20 protein-coding genes are annotated in these 14324 nt (G+C 53.2%); 19 read left to right on the top strand and 1 reads right to left on the bottom strand.

Features of this window, described 5'->3' with window-relative positions:
* Positions 1 to 4 precede the first annotated feature (4 nt).
* The 16 genes from ACSZPU_RS00945 to ACSZPU_RS01020 are packed head-to-tail and all read left to right on the top strand — an operon-like array spanning position 5 to position 12056.
* Positions 5 to 901, top strand: a complete 897-nt coding sequence (locus tag ACSZPU_RS00945) for a phage minor head protein (protein ID WP_498994557.1) — start codon at positions 5 to 7, stop codon at positions 899 to 901.
* Positions 902 to 917: 16 nt separating this feature from the next.
* Positions 918 to 2318, top strand: a complete 1401-nt coding sequence (locus ACSZPU_RS00950) for a DUF2213 domain-containing protein (protein ID WP_498994559.1) — start codon at positions 918 to 920, stop codon at positions 2316 to 2318.
* Complete coding sequence (locus tag ACSZPU_RS00955) at positions 2318 to 2752, top strand: hypothetical protein (protein WP_498994562.1); 435 nt, start codon at positions 2318 to 2320, stop codon at positions 2750 to 2752. Before ACSZPU_RS00950 ends, ACSZPU_RS00955 begins: the two co-directional genes overlap by 1 nt.
* Before the next feature lie 12 nt (positions 2753 to 2764).
* Positions 2765 to 3796 carry a major capsid protein gene (locus tag ACSZPU_RS00960; protein WP_498994564.1) on the top strand — a complete coding sequence of 344 codons (1032 nt, stop codon included), beginning with the start codon at positions 2765 to 2767 and terminating at the stop codon, positions 3794 to 3796.
* A gap of 38 nt (positions 3797 to 3834) precedes the next feature.
* Positions 3835 to 4188 carry a hypothetical protein gene (locus ACSZPU_RS00965; RefSeq protein ID WP_498994567.1) on the top strand — a complete coding sequence of 118 codons (354 nt, stop codon included), beginning with the start codon at positions 3835 to 3837 and terminating at the stop codon, positions 4186 to 4188.
* Positions 4189 to 4569, top strand: a complete 381-nt coding sequence (locus ACSZPU_RS00970; RefSeq protein ID WP_498994568.1) for a DUF7370 family protein — start codon at positions 4189 to 4191, stop codon at positions 4567 to 4569.
* The gene (locus ACSZPU_RS00975) at positions 4569 to 4739 is read left to right on the top strand and encodes a hypothetical protein (protein WP_498994570.1); all 171 of its coding nucleotides are present in this window, start codon (positions 4569 to 4571) and stop codon (positions 4737 to 4739) included. The genes ACSZPU_RS00970 and ACSZPU_RS00975 overlap by 1 nt, the downstream gene beginning before the upstream one ends.
* Positions 4740 to 4741: 2 nt before the next feature.
* Positions 4742 to 5110, top strand: coding sequence for a hypothetical protein (locus ACSZPU_RS00980; RefSeq protein ID WP_498994631.1), 369 nt, complete (start codon positions 4742 to 4744; stop codon positions 5108 to 5110).
* On the top strand, positions 5110 to 5478 hold the full coding sequence (locus ACSZPU_RS00985) for an HK97 gp10 family phage protein (RefSeq protein ID WP_498994572.1): 369 nt from the start codon (positions 5110 to 5112) through the stop codon (positions 5476 to 5478). Before ACSZPU_RS00980 ends, ACSZPU_RS00985 begins: the two co-directional genes overlap by 1 nt.
* Positions 5475 to 5858, top strand: a complete 384-nt coding sequence (locus ACSZPU_RS00990) for a phage tail termination protein (RefSeq protein ID WP_498994574.1) — start codon at positions 5475 to 5477, stop codon at positions 5856 to 5858. The genes ACSZPU_RS00985 and ACSZPU_RS00990 overlap by 4 nt, the downstream gene beginning before the upstream one ends.
* Before the next feature lie 55 nt (positions 5859 to 5913).
* The gene (locus ACSZPU_RS00995) at positions 5914 to 6672 is read left to right on the top strand and encodes an Ig-like domain-containing protein (RefSeq protein WP_498994576.1); all 759 of its coding nucleotides are present in this window, start codon (positions 5914 to 5916) and stop codon (positions 6670 to 6672) included.
* A 59-nt stretch (positions 6673 to 6731) separates the two neighbouring features.
* Positions 6732 to 7406, top strand: a complete 675-nt coding sequence (locus ACSZPU_RS01000) for a DUF6246 family protein (protein WP_498994578.1) — start codon at positions 6732 to 6734, stop codon at positions 7404 to 7406.
* A gap of 60 nt (positions 7407 to 7466) precedes the next feature.
* Complete coding sequence (locus ACSZPU_RS01005) at positions 7467 to 8024, top strand: hypothetical protein (RefSeq protein ID WP_498994580.1); 558 nt, start codon at positions 7467 to 7469, stop codon at positions 8022 to 8024.
* A 58-nt stretch (positions 8025 to 8082) separates the two neighbouring features.
* A complete protein-coding gene (locus tag ACSZPU_RS01010; RefSeq protein ID WP_498994582.1) occupies positions 8083 to 11517 on the top strand; it encodes a tape measure protein in 3435 nt (1144 codons plus the stop codon).
* Positions 11517 to 11870, top strand: a complete 354-nt coding sequence (locus ACSZPU_RS01015) for a phage tail protein (RefSeq protein ID WP_498994584.1) — start codon at positions 11517 to 11519, stop codon at positions 11868 to 11870. The genes ACSZPU_RS01010 and ACSZPU_RS01015 overlap by 1 nt, the downstream gene beginning before the upstream one ends.
* Before the next feature lie 21 nt (positions 11871 to 11891).
* Positions 11892 to 12056 carry a hypothetical protein gene (locus ACSZPU_RS01020; protein WP_498994586.1) on the top strand — a complete coding sequence of 55 codons (165 nt, stop codon included), beginning with the start codon at positions 11892 to 11894 and terminating at the stop codon, positions 12054 to 12056.
* Here the strand turns inward: ACSZPU_RS01020 and ACSZPU_RS01025 are convergent.
* A complete protein-coding gene (locus ACSZPU_RS01025) occupies positions 12034 to 12276 on the bottom strand; it encodes a hypothetical protein (RefSeq protein ID WP_498994587.1) in 243 nt (80 codons plus the stop codon). The genes ACSZPU_RS01020 and ACSZPU_RS01025 overlap by 23 nt on opposite strands.
* A 143-nt stretch (positions 12277 to 12419) precedes the next feature.
* Here ACSZPU_RS01025 and ACSZPU_RS01030 point away from each other — a divergent pair, with 143 nt between their 5' ends.
* The 3 genes from ACSZPU_RS01030 to ACSZPU_RS01040 are packed head-to-tail and all read left to right on the top strand — an operon-like array spanning position 12420 to position 14313.
* Positions 12420 to 13124: a phage minor tail protein L gene (locus ACSZPU_RS01030; RefSeq protein ID WP_498994589.1), complete on the top strand. Its 705-nt coding sequence runs from the start codon at positions 12420 to 12422 to the stop codon at positions 13122 to 13124.
* Positions 13124 to 13837, top strand: a complete 714-nt coding sequence (locus ACSZPU_RS01035; RefSeq protein ID WP_498994591.1) for a C40 family peptidase — start codon at positions 13124 to 13126, stop codon at positions 13835 to 13837. Before ACSZPU_RS01030 ends, ACSZPU_RS01035 begins: the two co-directional genes overlap by 1 nt.
* Positions 13786 to 14313 carry a tail assembly protein gene (locus ACSZPU_RS01040; protein WP_498994593.1) on the top strand — a complete coding sequence of 176 codons (528 nt, stop codon included), beginning with the start codon at positions 13786 to 13788 and terminating at the stop codon, positions 14311 to 14313. The genes ACSZPU_RS01035 and ACSZPU_RS01040 overlap by 52 nt, the downstream gene beginning before the upstream one ends.
* The last annotated feature ends 11 nt before the right edge of the window (positions 14314 to 14324 follow it).

Here is a 14324-nt window from a genome sequence, read left to right on the forward strand (position 1 = left end):
CAAGATGGCCAGGGATATTGAGGACAGGTATTACGCCATTAAGGTTGCGCTGAAAAAGGCGCTGGATGAGCGGCTGCTTGGGCGTGAGTCATCGGTGAATAGCCACGACTGGCATTTCCTTTGCCACGTTAACGGCGAGAGCCAGACGCTCTATCGGGTCAATGCCGGCACGTACATCTACGACATGTCGGCGCAGCAGTTGCGTGACTTGCTGCAGGTGGTTCAGACGATACTGGATGACCACCTGCTGGCAGGGGGAGAGCAAAATCTCTGGGCGCTTGATTATGTATCGGCTGAGTTCCAGCGCGGCACATTCGAAGCGTTCAACAACCTGTCCCAGCAGTCGCAGGTTTACGCCAGCCAGACGACGTTGCAGCAACTGCTATCCAGCCCGGCCTACCAGAACCAGATCGCCAGTGCCTATATCAGCACGTACAGCGACTGGAAGCTGGAGGCTGACCGGGCGCGCGGCGACCTCGCTAACGTCATAGCCGATGCCATTGGTCGTGGCGTCAACCCTCGCGAGACAGCAAAGGTAATCAGCAAGCGCCTCGATGTCTCAATGACGCGCGCTAAGACGATAGCGCAGACCGAGCAGGTTGGTGCGCTGCGCCAGGCGCAATGGAACGAGACGGACTGGGCCGCTGACCGCCTGGGGCTGAATACCGGGCTGCTGTGGCTGTCTGCACTCAAGCCCACGACGCGCCCCTGGCATGCCAGCAGGCACGGCGAGGTGTACACCACTGAGCAAGTCAAAGCGTTCTATGCGGAAGGCGGCAATCGGTACAACTGCTATTGCAGCCAGATACCGGCCCTGCTCAACGAGGACGGCAGTATTTTCAACGAAGGGCTGGCGGATAAGCTGGCAGCCGAACGAAAACAATGGCCTAAAGCAGCCTAACAACTGAGGACGCAACGTGAAGCTATCCAGCATCCACGTTAAATCCCTCGCCATCAACGCCTCCAATATCTCCACGACTACCATCAACGGTCAGGAACACTACGTCATTCGTGGTGCGGTTCCGATCGTCGATGACATCGTGATGAATGGTGGCCTGTACCCGGCGGAGGAGATTAACAACAGCTACCAGACGATGGAGCGCAAGCTGATGCCGCTCGGCCATCCGATGGTGAACGGAAAATACGTCAGTGCTAACGACCCGCAGGCGGTCAACGATTACTACGCCGGGGCATGGGCTCAGAACGTCAGTAAAGCCAGCGACAAGGTGGTGATGGACGTTTACGTCAATAAGACGGTTGCGGACGCCAAGCCTGACGGAAAACGCCTGATTCAACGCCTGGACGACATGATCAGCGGTAACAACGCTGACCCAATCCATGTATCGACCGGGTTGCTGCTCAACAAAGAGCAAAAGGCTGGCGAGTCGAAGGGGAAGAAACATTCCTGGGTCGCTCACAACATCCAGTTCGACCACATCGCCATCCTGCTGGACGAGCCTGGAGCCGGTACGCCAGAAGAGGGCGTAGGCATGTTCGTTAACGCTGATGGGCAGGAGGCGGACGTTGAGTCGACGAGCCTCATTGACGCAGCCAACAGCATGAAGGATGGCTGGTGGAACAAGGTGAAATTCTTCATCAGCAACGCATCTGAAATGTCGTTCGACGACATCTATCAGGCGCTGCGCATGTCCATTAAGCAGAACGACAAGAAGTGGCGCTATGTCATTAGCGTCTGGCCTGACCATTTCGTTTACGAAGAAGACGGCGATAACAGCAAGCCGAAACTCTTCGACCAGAAGTACCTCATCACTGACAAGGTCGTGACGCTTGTTGGTGACCCTGTCGAAGTCGTGCGCAAACCCACTGAGTACGAAGTCAAAACCAACGGAGAAACAAACCCGATGAAAGACAAGATGATCGCCGCGCTCAATGCCGCTGGCGTTAAAGCCGAGGGGCTGACCGACGTTCAGGTCTGGGATGCCTATAACCAGCAGATGAAGAAGAAAGAGGACGGTGGTGACCCTGCTGGCGGTTCGCAGGTCAATGCGGAAGCCATTACCTCCGCCGTGAACGCAGCCATTAAGCCGCTGACGGACAAGATCGGCGCACTGGAAATTCAGTTGCAGGCCAATGCTGAGAAGGACCTGACCGACAAGCGCCAGGCAGTTAAGGTCAAGTTCCCGTTCATGACCGAAGCGGCTATCAACTCACTGGCAGGCGACGCGCTGAACGACATGTATGCGCAATGCCAGACCAGCCACGGTCTTCACGGTCAATTCCAGCAGCAGAACGCCGCTGATGTCGACCAGTGGAAAGACTACGACCTCAACGCTGGCATGGATCAGGAGAATAAATAATGGCGAATGTCATCTATCGCGGCCCGGTCGAGCGTGAACCGGAAACCATCAACCTGCCTGTAGCGGCCGCACTCAACCCGGGTGTGGCCGTCAAAGTTGCCTCCGGCAAACTGGCCGTGGCGACCGATACCACCGGGCGCTGGCTCATCCTGGGCAATCGTCGATTCATCGGTCAGGCAATCACCACCGCCTATGCGATCAACGAAACCGGCGTTGCTTATCGCGTGGAAGGTGAGCAGGAGTACAACGTGCGCCTGGCAGCGGCTGCCTACACGGTGGGCCAGGAGCTTACTGTTGGCGCGGGTGGTGTGTTCAAAGCCGCCGCAACCGGCAATCAGGTCGTCGCCACGTTCGACGAAAAAGCAGGGCGCACTCTGGCGGCGGAAGGTTTCGCCGACGTGGTGATCCTCTCCACTCCGTACGCCAAAGCATAAGGAAAAAGCAGAATGCTTAAGTTTACCCTCGATCAGCAAAAGCTGATCCTCAATGCGCGTCGCCGCTGGGACATGATGCAACGCAGCATGGCTGCTCAGCATGGTTTCGCAGTCAACGATGCCAACGGACAGTTCATTGCTCATGATGCCCTGGTCGGTAACGCATCCGTGCTGCCGAAAGACGTCTGGGGTGAGTGGGACCGCTCGGCCATTACCGTACAGCGAGATGTGCTGTCGGTATTTAACGACCTGGCGGCGTCCGTATCTCGCCCGATGGCGCTGGGCAAGATTGTCCATTACTTCATGACCCTGTCTGACTCCGGCGACGTGAACATCAGTCTTGATGGTCGCGGTAAAGCCAAGACTGACCAGCCCATCATGGATTACGAAGGCACGCCGCTGCCGATCATCGACAGTGAACTGTCGTTCGGCTGGCGCCAGATGCTGGCAGCGCAAACCGAAGGCTACTCGCTGGACAGCGACGCAATCTCCAACCATCAGCGCAAAGTGGCTGAGAAGCTGGAAGATATGGTGCTGAATGGTGACGCGAATATCAACGTCGGCGGGGCGACCATCTATGGTCTGCGTAATGCTCCATACCGTGCGACTGGCACGCACGGGCTTGATCTCGCCGCAGCCACTGGCGCGCAATGGGTTGGCGCAATTACCAGTCTGATTAAGCTGTTGCAGGCCAAGAACTATTACGCACCAGTGACCATCTACCTGAACTATTCCGACTGGTTCTACACCACCACCACGGATTACGTCGCTAATTATCCGAAAACTATCTTCACCCGCATCATGGAAATTCCGGGCGTACAGGCGCTGGTCCCGGCGTCCAAAGTTCCGGTGAACGAAATGCTGGGTGTGGTGAAACGTCCGGACGTGGTTCAGATCCTGAACGGCATGCCGATGACTATGCGTCCCAAAGCGCGCCAGAATCCGGAAGATGATTATGTCTTCTCGGTACTGGCCGCCGCCGCGCCGCAGTTCAAACACGACGCCAACGGCCAGGCCGGTTACGTCCAGTTGACCAAAGCATAATGCATGGGGCTTCGGCCCCATCTCTTTCTGGAGGGCTTATGCCTAACGAGAAAACGCAAAAATGGATCCTCACCCATGACAGCCATGAACTGAAAAAGGGTGAGGCGTACGAAGGTACAGAGTTGCCATTGTGGCTGTCCGGCAAAGCCGTGCTGGTTGGTGATGCTGAATTTGAGGTCGCGACGCCGGGTCAACTGGTAAAGCTCCAGGCCGATCTGGACGCGGCTAATGCTCAGTTGGTTACGCTCACTGAAAGCAATGCATCTGTACAGGCGGCGCTGGACGAAGAGAAAGCCAAGGTTTCAGAGTTAACAACCAGTAATGCCAGCCTCCAGGCCGATCTGGACGCGGCTAATAAGCAACTGGCTGAACTGCAGAAGAAGGCGAAATAAATGGCGACCCCAATCACGGCTGACGATGTGAAAGGCTTCCTCTCCGAGTTGGGGTACACCATTCCCGACGCTTTGCTGACGCCGATCCTCTGTGTGGTGAACAAAATCACCCCGTGCCTCGATGGTGCAGGTTATGACGACTGCACCGCAAAACTCATCCTGATGTACGCCGCCGCGTTGATGGCAACGTCTTCCGGCGCGCGCCGCCTGAAATCACAGGGCGCACCGTCTGGCGCGTCACGCTCGTTTGATTATGGCGAGGACGGCATAACCTGGTTGCGTGACTCGCTGGCCCGGCTCGACACCAGCGGCTGCACCGGGGAGTTGCCAATCAGCGCCGGTAACAGCGTTGGATTTTTCATGGTTGCCGGGGGCTGCTGATGGTCTGGACATCCGTTACCGAAAGCCTGCCGAAGCCATTCACCCGCGTGTGGGTGATGACCAATAGCGGCAAGCAGACAACGGCGTATATCCGCAAAGACGGAGAATGGTTCCTGTTCTGCCGGAAGATTGCAGCGGAAAAGCCCGTCATCGTTAAATGGAGGGAGTGAAATTGTCATCATTGGCTAACTGGTCTTACACTGGGAAGGCCACCATCTGGCGCAGCCTCGGTAAAAGCGAATCTGGTGATCCGCTGGGCTATTCCGCACCAGTGGTCATCGATTGCGATTATCAGGGTGGATTGTCGCGAAAAATTGCCGGGGTGTCGGCATCACTGGGCAACCTCGGAAATGAAGTGGTGGTGAAGAACACCTTCTGGACTGAGTATGCTGCGACAGAAGCCGGTGATTTTATTTTCATCGGTGAATCGACAGAAGCGGATCCTCTTATTGCTGGTGCTGACCAGATTTTGCAGGTTATCAGATACGCCGACACGTTCGAGCGAATCGCGGATGACTATGCGCTGATCACGGGGGCGTAATGGGCGGTAAAGTTCGCGGCATATCTCAGGCGAAGGTAAAACTGAATCGCCTGATTGAGGACATAACCGGGCGGAAAGTTGCCCGGGCCATTCAGTCAGCACTGATTATCGGTAGTTCTCAGGCATCCCTCTACACTCCTATCGACACGTCGACGCTGATAAATAGCCAGTTCCGGGAAATCATGATTAAAGGCGTCTTGGTTACTGGCCGTGTCGGCTATTCAGCGAATTACGCTTTGTCTGTTCATGATCCTAATGTTAAACAGAAATTTCGTCGTTCGACAGCTGAGAAAGAGTTTCTCCGTAAGGGCTTCGACGACATGCGTCAGCAGATTGATGCGGTGGTTCATAAGGAGCTATCGGTATGACACCGTCAATGTATGAGCGGGTGAAAAACCTGTTTGTGGATGCCGGACTTACGAATGGGCGTATTGTTCAAACGCTTTTCTTTGAAGACACGAAGAAGGCAACTGACTCATTTATTGTATTTCGGCCCAATGGCGGCACGCCAATACGTAAAGACCTTGGCGCGGAGCATTACGTTCTTGTTGATGTCATTGGTCCACAAGACAAGCGCACTATTACAGCTCAGGCGGTTCAGTCCATTGTCGATTACGTTCAGGAAAATCCCATAAAAGACAGTTGTGTCGGACAAATCGAAAACATGGGCGGTATTCCGCCTCCTGTATTAACCGATGAGGGAAGGATCGTCTTCCGCCTCCAATTCGCTTGCCTCTACGGGGAGTAAGCAACATCAACAGGCTGCCATTTGGCGGCCTTTTTATCTATGAAGAGGTAAGAATATGCAAGGTTGCTCTACTGACAACAGTAAGCTCTTTGGTCGCGCCGTGGTGCTGGAGGTTGCGTTGGGCTGCCCTGACGTTATCCCACTTGAAAGTGCACGTCTTCCGCTCATGGCGGGTACATCGAAAGGTTTCGATTTCAGCCCGAACACGGTTACCAGCGACGCTGACGATACCAAAGGTTATGTTGAAAATATCGTAACCAACAGCGATTTCACCATCTCGTTTGAAGGTGAGGTGCGTAAGCGCGACAAACTCGATCAGTTTGGTGTCGGTAACTTCGTTAAGTATTACAACGACGAGGTGAAAGCCGGTCGCCAGCCAACCATCTGGGTGTTCATGGATTACGGGCCGGTTAGCTTTATTGGTTATATGGTCATTTCCGCACTGAGTTCTGATGGTGGCAGCAATGATATCGTAACGCTGACAACAGAATTTAAGGTGGCAGATTCCGACACGATCGACGTGCAACTGGTCGCCGATGACATCCCAGTCACTGGTGTTACCGTAACACCCACCAGTGCATCAGTAGCTGCTGGTGCGTCAACCACGTTCGCAGTTAATGTTGCGCCAACCGATGCGACCGATAAAACATTTACGGTAACTTCATCCGTTCCGGCTCGTGCTACAGCCACTATCAGCGGCAATACGGTAACAGTTAATGCGCCATCTGGAGCAACAGCCGGGACCGCGAATATTACGGTGAAAACTACGGACGGCGAATTCACTGCTGTCTTCGCGGTTACCGTTACTGTTTAACCTGCATTACATGGGGCATCTCAACGGGTGCCCCAGATAATTCAAGTTGCGAGGTGTTCATGAACCCAATTAAAGAAATCGGCGAATGCCTTATTGCCTGCTATGGACAGGATTACTTTTTCAGACCGTCATTTATCAATATGACCAGAATCGGGGAACCGCGAGAGATTGTTCAGGTATTCCACGACCTCCACCATGATGAGATAACGCCATTATTAAGGCGCGCTATCAATGCCTACGGCCTGGTGCCGACATGGCTCGTTGAGCACATTAAAACGATAACCTCAGGCAGGAAAGCCATCATGGCAGCGATGACGGTTATGCAGTCGTGTTCTGATGAGGATTTGACGCAACTGATCGGAGAATTACTACCGGCCAGAACAGCCGGGAGGGCATTTAAGTTTCGGCGCGGCGCCATGGGTGAGATCGAATTGCTTGTCGTGGCCCAGTCCTTGATGGCTCACGGCATTATTGGGAAAGCCAACGTGCGCAAGTTGCAACGTCACGAAAGCAATGAAACCACAAGTGAATTTAAAGCGTTCGAGTACATCAGCGCTGCACGCAACCATTTCGGCATGAGCCGGGTAGAGGCGGAGCAGTTAACGATGACCGAGTTTCAGCTACTCATCGCTGCTAAATACCCTGAACAAAAAGGATTCACTCGGGAAGAATATGATGCCGTTGCTGACGACTATATGGCGCGCAAAGCCCGGCGTCTCGCCAAAGAGCAATAGGCTTGTTTGATATCATCAAATCATCGCCGTCATTGCGCTTGTGCTATTCCTGGGTAGGATGTGATCACTTTTACCGATGGGGATAGGGATGTGAAGAAAATATTGGTGTTCTTGTTTATTTCATTACTGGTTGGCTGCGATAAAAAAACAGAGATTTTTGGGGTTGAATTGGGCGGTCAACTCCAAGTGATAAGAGATAAAAATCTTGTGGCTAAAGAGGATGTTATACCTTCATCGCATCATTATTTAATGCTCAATTTAAGCAAAGCACCTAAAAATGAAATGGGTGACACGGCTAAATATTCAGTGTCTGCATTGGATGGAGTCATTATAGGAATTAGTGCTGCGATTGATGACACTGGTGGCGATTACTTTCCATCCATGGTTAGTTACGCCCAAAGACTTCTGGGCGAACCGCTTGCGACAGACGACGGCATCAAAAATCATGAATTAGCTGGGATAACTCCGTATCAATGCATAACCAACAATTCTTGTCCTGGGGTAAAATATGCCATCTTTCGAAGTGGTGACATAAACGCCATGGTCTCCTATGGTAGAGGGAAGTCTACGTTGCAGTTTGATTCAGACAAAATTAAAGACGCCATCAATATTAAATAACAATATGCACATCCTAACCTCGCTACGGCGGGGTTTTTTATTGCCTGGAGATAATTAGATGACCACCAATGTTGGCGATATTTACTACGAAATAAGCGCTGACGTAGCGCCGCTACTGCAAGGTCAGCAAGAAGCCGATAAAGCATTAGACAGCATGGAGCGCAGCTTTAACAAGACGACTAAGGCCGCCGACACCCTCGATACCGGCCTGTCTAAACTGACATCGGCAATCAAAGGGGTGATCGCCGCATCAGCGCTTCGTGAAATGGCTGAGATGGTTCAGAAGTATCAGGAGATGGCCGAGCGGGTACAGATGGCAACGTCCAGCCAGGCCGAATTTCAGATGGTGCAGCAGCGTCTGTTGACGACGGCTAACGGAACTTATCGCTCGTTGCAGGAAGCCCAGGAACTTTACATCCGAACCGCTGATAGTCTGCGCAGCATGCAGTACACGACCAACCAGGCTATTGATGTGCAAGACTCGATGTCTTATGCCTTCGTTAAGAACGCCACCTCCGCAGATCGCGCCGGTGCGGCAATTGACGCCTTCTCAAAATCAATTAACACCGGCAAAGTGGCGGCTGATCAGTGGGAAACACTGACGACCGCCATCCCGTCCGTAATTAACGATATCGCTGCTGCCAGCAAGATGACTGGCGCAGAAGTTCGCGCACTCGGCGCTGCTGGCCAGTTAACTGCGAAACAACTTACGGAGGGTCTGCGCCAGTCACTGGAGGCGAACTCCGCTGCTGCTGCCGGGATGTCAAACAACCTTGTTGACGCCAGTGTGCGTATCAAAACTGCCATCACGCAGTTACTTGTGGCGTTCGAGAATGAAACTGGCATTATCCAGCAGTTCACTAACGGCTTGATCGCGTCTGCCGATGGAATGCTGAAATTCAGCCAAAACGCAGACAAAATGGCAGGCGTTATTGATGCCGGCACGACTGCTGCGCTGGTGTTCGCTGGCATCATTGGCGCTCGTTATGTTGGGGCCATTTACGATAGCACAAAGGCAAAGGTGCAGACGATTGCCGCTTCACGGCAACAAATCTTAGCCGATTCCCAGTCGGCGCAAACAGCGTTATTCTCAGCTAACGCAACCATGCGTAAATCTGTTGCAGACAAAGAGGCTTCCTTGTCGGCGCTGGCGCTGGCTCAGGCTGAATATAATGTCGCGAGAGGGAGTGCTGCTGAGATGCTGGCCATGGATGCGTTGGTTGCAGCCAAGACCCGGGCGACTGCCGCCGCAATTCAGAACAAGTTGGCCGAAGACGCTCAGGCAGCAGCGTCGGCTCGCGCAGCGGCAGCCGCAAGGGCAGCATCCGTCAGTATTGGTCTTGCTCGTGGGGCGCTGTCTTTAATTGGCGGACCTGCTGGTGCTGCGATGCTTGCGGCTTCGGCCATTTTCTATTTCTGGCAGAAGTCTCAGCAAGCCAGGCAGGAGGCGATCGCTTTTGCTGACGGGTTGGATAAGCTTAATGCATCAATGACTTCAATGAGTAACACCTCGCTGCGCGGGTCTATTGCTGACGCTAACGTGGCAATTAAAGGGCAGCAAGACGCATTATCTGCACTGGACAGCGAAATAAAGTCTCTTATTGCAAGCCGAGATGACTACGTTGCGAAAGGCAAGCAGTTTGGAACAACTGCTGAGCAAGGCAATGGTCTTCTCCAGAATGCCGCACGACTCACTGATGAAATTAATCAGAAGCAACGGGATCGAACGAACCTTGAAGATAAGCTGAATGCCACGATTCGCACACGTGACAGCGCCCAAGCAACCCTCAACAACAACATGCTCACTTCGATGGGGGTTCATGACCGGCTGATTGAAAAGGGTACTGTTCTTGAGCAGGTACAGGGCGCTGTTGCGAAAGCATTTGGCACTACCGCTAATGAGATTAACCGTGCTAACCAGGCGGGGCAGAACTTCAACCCTCGCGCACTGGAGATCTCGCCACCGACGCAGGCAGGCGACAAAGTCATCCTTAATCTGGAAGAGCAAAACAGCCTGTTAAAAATACAAGATGAGCGGCTCCGGGCAGTAACCAAGGCAGGGATTGAGGCCGCGAAGGTAACAAGTAACCCAAACCAGATCGCTGCTGCGAAGCGTCTGGCTGGAGAAAACTTTGACCTGGAAAAGGCAGAAAAGGCGCGAAAAAAGGCGGCATCCGAGGCTGAATCGCAAGGCAAAAGCGCGGCTTCTCAAATGGAGTCGAATGCTCAGAAAATTTCTGACTACAAGCAGCGTGCTGAAACCGCCTCAATGGCAACGAAAGACCTCTCTCGAGAAATGGCGATTCTAAAAGCTGAGCAATCACTGAATAAAAGTGCCACAACGGAACAGGTCGCTGAAATCAGGAAGTACGCGGCAGCTGAATGGGACACCGCCAACGCGATTAAGGCCCAGGCCGCCGCCGAGAAGCTTTTGCCGGAAGCGCGCGAAAATGCCAGCTATAAGCAGGATCTGAACGACTTAATGACTGCGCTCAGTGCTAAGAAAATAAGCATTGAGCAATTCAACGAGACCGCTGAGCGCCTGGAGGCAACACATCAGACCAACCTTGCAAAAATCCGCGCGCAGCAGGCTGTAACGCCCGCGCAGTCGGCGGCGGGAGAGGTTGACCCTGTACAGCGCCTGGCTAACCAGCACGCGCAAGAACTGGCGATGATCCAGCAGTTCGAGCAGCAGGGTATACTGGCGCATGAGAATGCGCTGGCACTCCGTAATGCGGCAGATACGCAGTATGAACAAGCCCGCATAGCCGCACAGTGGGAAATCTACCGCAACCAAAGCGAGGCTAACGAGCTGCTGGCGTCTTCTCTGGAAGGATTGCAAAGTGGTGCGTCGAGTGCGTTAACCGGGCTTATCAATGGCACGCAAAGCCTACAGGAGGCATTCGCCAATATTGGCTCAACGATACTCAACAGCGTGATCACCAGCCTGGTGCAGATGGGGATTGAGTGGGTTAAGGCTCAGTTGATGGGTCAGGCCGCTGCAACTGCCTCTCTCGCCTTTACGACGGCTCAGGCAACGGCAGCGGCTGCGGCGTGGGCACCGGCTGCTGTCAGCGCATCAATTGCAACCATGGGCAGTGCCGCGGCAGTAGGTCAAACAGCATATGCCGGTTCTCTTTTGTCCGCAAAGGGGATGGCGATTGCCGGGGCTCGTTATAACGGCGGCCCCGTTAACGCTGACAGTATGTACCGTGTTGGCGAGGGTGGCAAACCTGAAATCTTTAAAGCCAGTAATGGAAGTCAATACATGATTCCTGGCGATAACGGGAGCGTTATCAGCAACCGGGATATGCAGGGCGGTGGTGGCGAAGCTTCATTCAATCCGGTTATGAACCTGGTCATCAATACTACTGGCGGTGTCGGAGACGAAGAAATAGCTCGGCTTCGTAAGGCGTGGAACAGCGACATGTTGAAAATGATGATAGACCAGAGTACTCGTCCGGGCGGTTTATTGCAGGGGAGACGTAAGTAATGCCGGAAACATTCACCTGGTCCCCTCAGAAGGCCTACACCATCGAGAGCACGCCTAACGTAGCGGTCGTTAAACTCGGTGATGGCTACGAACAGCGACAGGTTAAGGGGATTAACCCCCTGATGCCGAAATACTCACTGACGTTCAAGGGAGTCGATGACAGTAAATGCAATAAGCCGAACGCTGCGCGGTCTGCCGAGGCATTTCTGAAAGCACGTATGGCCGTCGAGTCGTTTTACTGGACGCCGTCGAGTACGGGGACGCAGGCGCTGTTTGTCTGTCGCTCCTGGAGCATGACAAAAACCGGGCCGTTGTATGAACTGACGGCCACCTTTGAGCAGGTACCGAGATAAGCCGAAAGGCAGGAGATAATTATGACATTAGAACAGCGTGTTGAAAGTCTAGAGAAAGAGGTGGCAACCTTGAAGGATGTGCTCACCTCGTTGTCAGAACAAATTTCCTATATCAATATTAGTAAACAATCTTCCATTGATGATATCAGGGCCAGACTTGATGCTATGAGTTTACCCTCTCCTTAAAGACTTTAATTGCCAATTCTTCAAGTTGTGTAATGGTCATATTTTTAATGTCATAACCATGTGGGTCAAATCCAAATACAACTTCCCCGGCAGGCGTAGATAACCCAAAGCTAATATTTGTTCTTAAACCTTCTGGTGTATTTATTAAATTTCTTAAGTCAGTGATGCTGTTAAGGTGATATTTCGACATGGCAGTTCCTTCACGGAGGTAATCAGCCATCCCTCCTTCCCAGAGTGCGCCAGCGTCCCACCGCTGACGGGCTGAATCTTCACCATATCCAGGCTATTGGATATATCCCATCCTGATATTTGATCACCTATTTTCCAGGCCGCCGCGTGCGGCCTTTTTTATTGGAGAAATTCGTGCGCGACATTCCACCTGAGCTAATTATCGAAAGCGTTGATGCTGGTGTCGGCGCGTTTATCGACCTTTTTGAAGCCGACCTGCAGCCTTACGGCGGTGACCTTCTCCGGTTCCACTCAGGCACAAACGGTTTCTACGGCAACGTTATCTGGAAGGGCAATATTTACCAGGCTTACCCGATTGCCGTTGAAGGTTTCGAAAGCAAGAACGAAGGCACGTATGCGCGTCCCACAATGGCAGTGGCGAACGTAACCGGGCTTATCACCGGCATCAACTCTGATTTTGACGACATGCTGGGTGTGGTAATTACCCGGCGGCAGGTTCCGGTCAAGCACCTGGATGCTGTGAATTTCCCAAACGGTAACCCGGATGCTGATCCGACTATGGAGGCTGTTTCGCGCTACGTCGTGGAGGAAATGACCGAAGAAACTTTCGAGCAGGTCACTTACAGCCTGGCTACGCCAATTGACTGCGATAACGCGATTGTTCCGGCTCGCACCATTCTGGCTGACGTGTGCCAGTGGGCATACCGCGGTACCGGCTGCAATTACAACGGCCCGGCGGTAGCCGATGAGCGAGACAATCCAACCAGTAACCTGGCACTGGATAAGTGTTCGCACCGTAAAACAGGTTGCCGACTGCGCTATCCTCGCCCGGCAGTCCTGCCAATCAGCAGCTTCCCCGGTTCTCAAAAGGTTTCCTGATGATCGAGTTACTCCAGTATGCGGCCTCGTCGAAGGATGAGGTGTGCGGGTTGATCCTCGATGGTGATCGGCTGTTCCGCTGCCGAAACGTGCATCCTGAACCGGGCCTCCATTTTCGCATCAGTGATGACGACTGGCTGGCAGCTGAGAATGAAGGCGAGGTGACGGCGGTTTTCCACTCTCATCCTCTGAATGTTCCGGTTCTCTCTGGTGCTGATCGGCACTCCCAGGTTTTAACCGGTTTGCCGTGGTGGCTGGTTTGCAACGGCGTGATACGGAAGTTTCGTCCGGTACCGCATTTACTCGGCCGCAGATTCGTTCATGGCGAGATGGATTGCTACACGCTGTTTCGCGATGCTTATCACCTCTGCGGAATTGAACTGCCGGACTTCGAACGTACCAACGGCTGGTGGCTGCATGGCGAAAACCTCTATCTGAAAAACATGGTCACCAATGGATTCTATGAGGTGAGTATCAGAGATGCGCAACCCGGCGACGTCATCCTTCGCCAGCCATTCCCCGGCGCAGATCCTTGCCACGCAATGATTTTGCTGGAAAGCAATATGGTGCTTCACCACGACCACGCCGGACATCTTAGCCGGCGGGAGCCATATCGTTTGGCCTACGTCCGGCAGACACACTCAATCTGGAGGCATGAGCAATGCTCGTCTTTAAATTTGCGGGGCATTTACGCCGACATTACCGCCAAATAGAGCTGAACGTTGAAACCCCGGCGCAGGGATTGCGTCTGTTGCTGGCTCAGGACCAGAAATTTAAAAAGGCCTTCCTCAGTACAAGGCTGCGTATCAGGGTTGCTGGTGAAGACGTAGAGACATCGGCTATGCAATGGCATCTGGATCGTCATCTGGACGATGGCGCGGTGGTTCTGTTTGTGCCGGTGGTGGAGGGCGCTATTACCGCAGTTGCTGCAGCCTGGATTGCTGTAGCAGTGACGGTGGCCTCTGTCGCTTACTCGGTCTACATGTCCCGAAACATGAAAAGCAAAACTTCTGCTGAGGCTGCGGAAAGTAACACGCTAACAAACAACTCTTTCACCAGCGCAGAGAACCGGGTCGGGCAGGGGCAGCCTGTTCCAATTTTGCTCGGCGAAATGCTGGTTGGCAGCAACGTTATTTCTCTGGGTATCGACACATCAAACAACCAGGACTGGACTGAATCAATTAGCTAAGGTGGCAACAA

This window comes from Phytobacter sp. V69 (assembly GCF_965644215.1).
Lineage (GTDB): Bacteria > Pseudomonadota > Gammaproteobacteria > Enterobacterales > Enterobacteriaceae > Phytobacter.

What these genes read in the sequence shown, in the direction of transcription:
- ACSZPU_RS00960 (WP_498994564.1), top strand. Translation starts at nt 2,765, where the DNA reads ATGCTTAAGTTTACCCTCGATCAGCAAAAGCTGATCCTCAATGCGCGT.
- ACSZPU_RS00975 (WP_498994570.1), top strand. Translation starts at nt 4,569, where the DNA reads ATGGTCTGGACATCCGTTACCGAAAGCCTGCCGAAGCCATTCACCCGC.
- ACSZPU_RS01025 (WP_498994587.1), bottom strand. Translation starts at nt 12,276, where the DNA reads ATGGCTGATTACCTCCGTGAAGGAACTGCCATGTCGAAATATCACCTT.
- ACSZPU_RS01000 (WP_498994578.1), top strand. Translation starts at nt 6,732, where the DNA reads ATGAACCCAATTAAAGAAATCGGCGAATGCCTTATTGCCTGCTATGGA.
- ACSZPU_RS01020 (WP_498994586.1), top strand. Translation starts at nt 11,892, where the DNA reads ATGACATTAGAACAGCGTGTTGAAAGTCTAGAGAAAGAGGTGGCAACC.
- ACSZPU_RS00955 (WP_498994562.1), top strand. Translation starts at nt 2,318, where the DNA reads ATGGCGAATGTCATCTATCGCGGCCCGGTCGAGCGTGAACCGGAAACC.
- ACSZPU_RS00945 (WP_498994557.1), top strand. Translation starts at nt 5, where the DNA reads ATGGCCAGGGATATTGAGGACAGGTATTACGCCATTAAGGTTGCGCTG.
- ACSZPU_RS00985 (WP_498994572.1), top strand. Translation starts at nt 5,110, where the DNA reads ATGGGCGGTAAAGTTCGCGGCATATCTCAGGCGAAGGTAAAACTGAAT.
- ACSZPU_RS00990 (WP_498994574.1), top strand. Translation starts at nt 5,475, where the DNA reads ATGACACCGTCAATGTATGAGCGGGTGAAAAACCTGTTTGTGGATGCC.
- ACSZPU_RS01015 (WP_498994584.1), top strand. Translation starts at nt 11,517, where the DNA reads ATGCCGGAAACATTCACCTGGTCCCCTCAGAAGGCCTACACCATCGAG.
- ACSZPU_RS00995 (WP_498994576.1), top strand. Translation starts at nt 5,914, where the DNA reads ATGCAAGGTTGCTCTACTGACAACAGTAAGCTCTTTGGTCGCGCCGTG.
- ACSZPU_RS01035 (WP_498994591.1), top strand. Translation starts at nt 13,124, where the DNA reads ATGATCGAGTTACTCCAGTATGCGGCCTCGTCGAAGGATGAGGTGTGC.
- ACSZPU_RS01040 (WP_498994593.1), top strand. Translation starts at nt 13,786, where the DNA reads ATGCTCGTCTTTAAATTTGCGGGGCATTTACGCCGACATTACCGCCAA.
- ACSZPU_RS00970 (WP_498994568.1), top strand. Translation starts at nt 4,189, where the DNA reads ATGGCGACCCCAATCACGGCTGACGATGTGAAAGGCTTCCTCTCCGAG.
- ACSZPU_RS00965 (WP_498994567.1), top strand. Translation starts at nt 3,835, where the DNA reads ATGCCTAACGAGAAAACGCAAAAATGGATCCTCACCCATGACAGCCAT.
- ACSZPU_RS01010 (WP_498994582.1), top strand. Translation starts at nt 8,083, where the DNA reads ATGACCACCAATGTTGGCGATATTTACTACGAAATAAGCGCTGACGTA.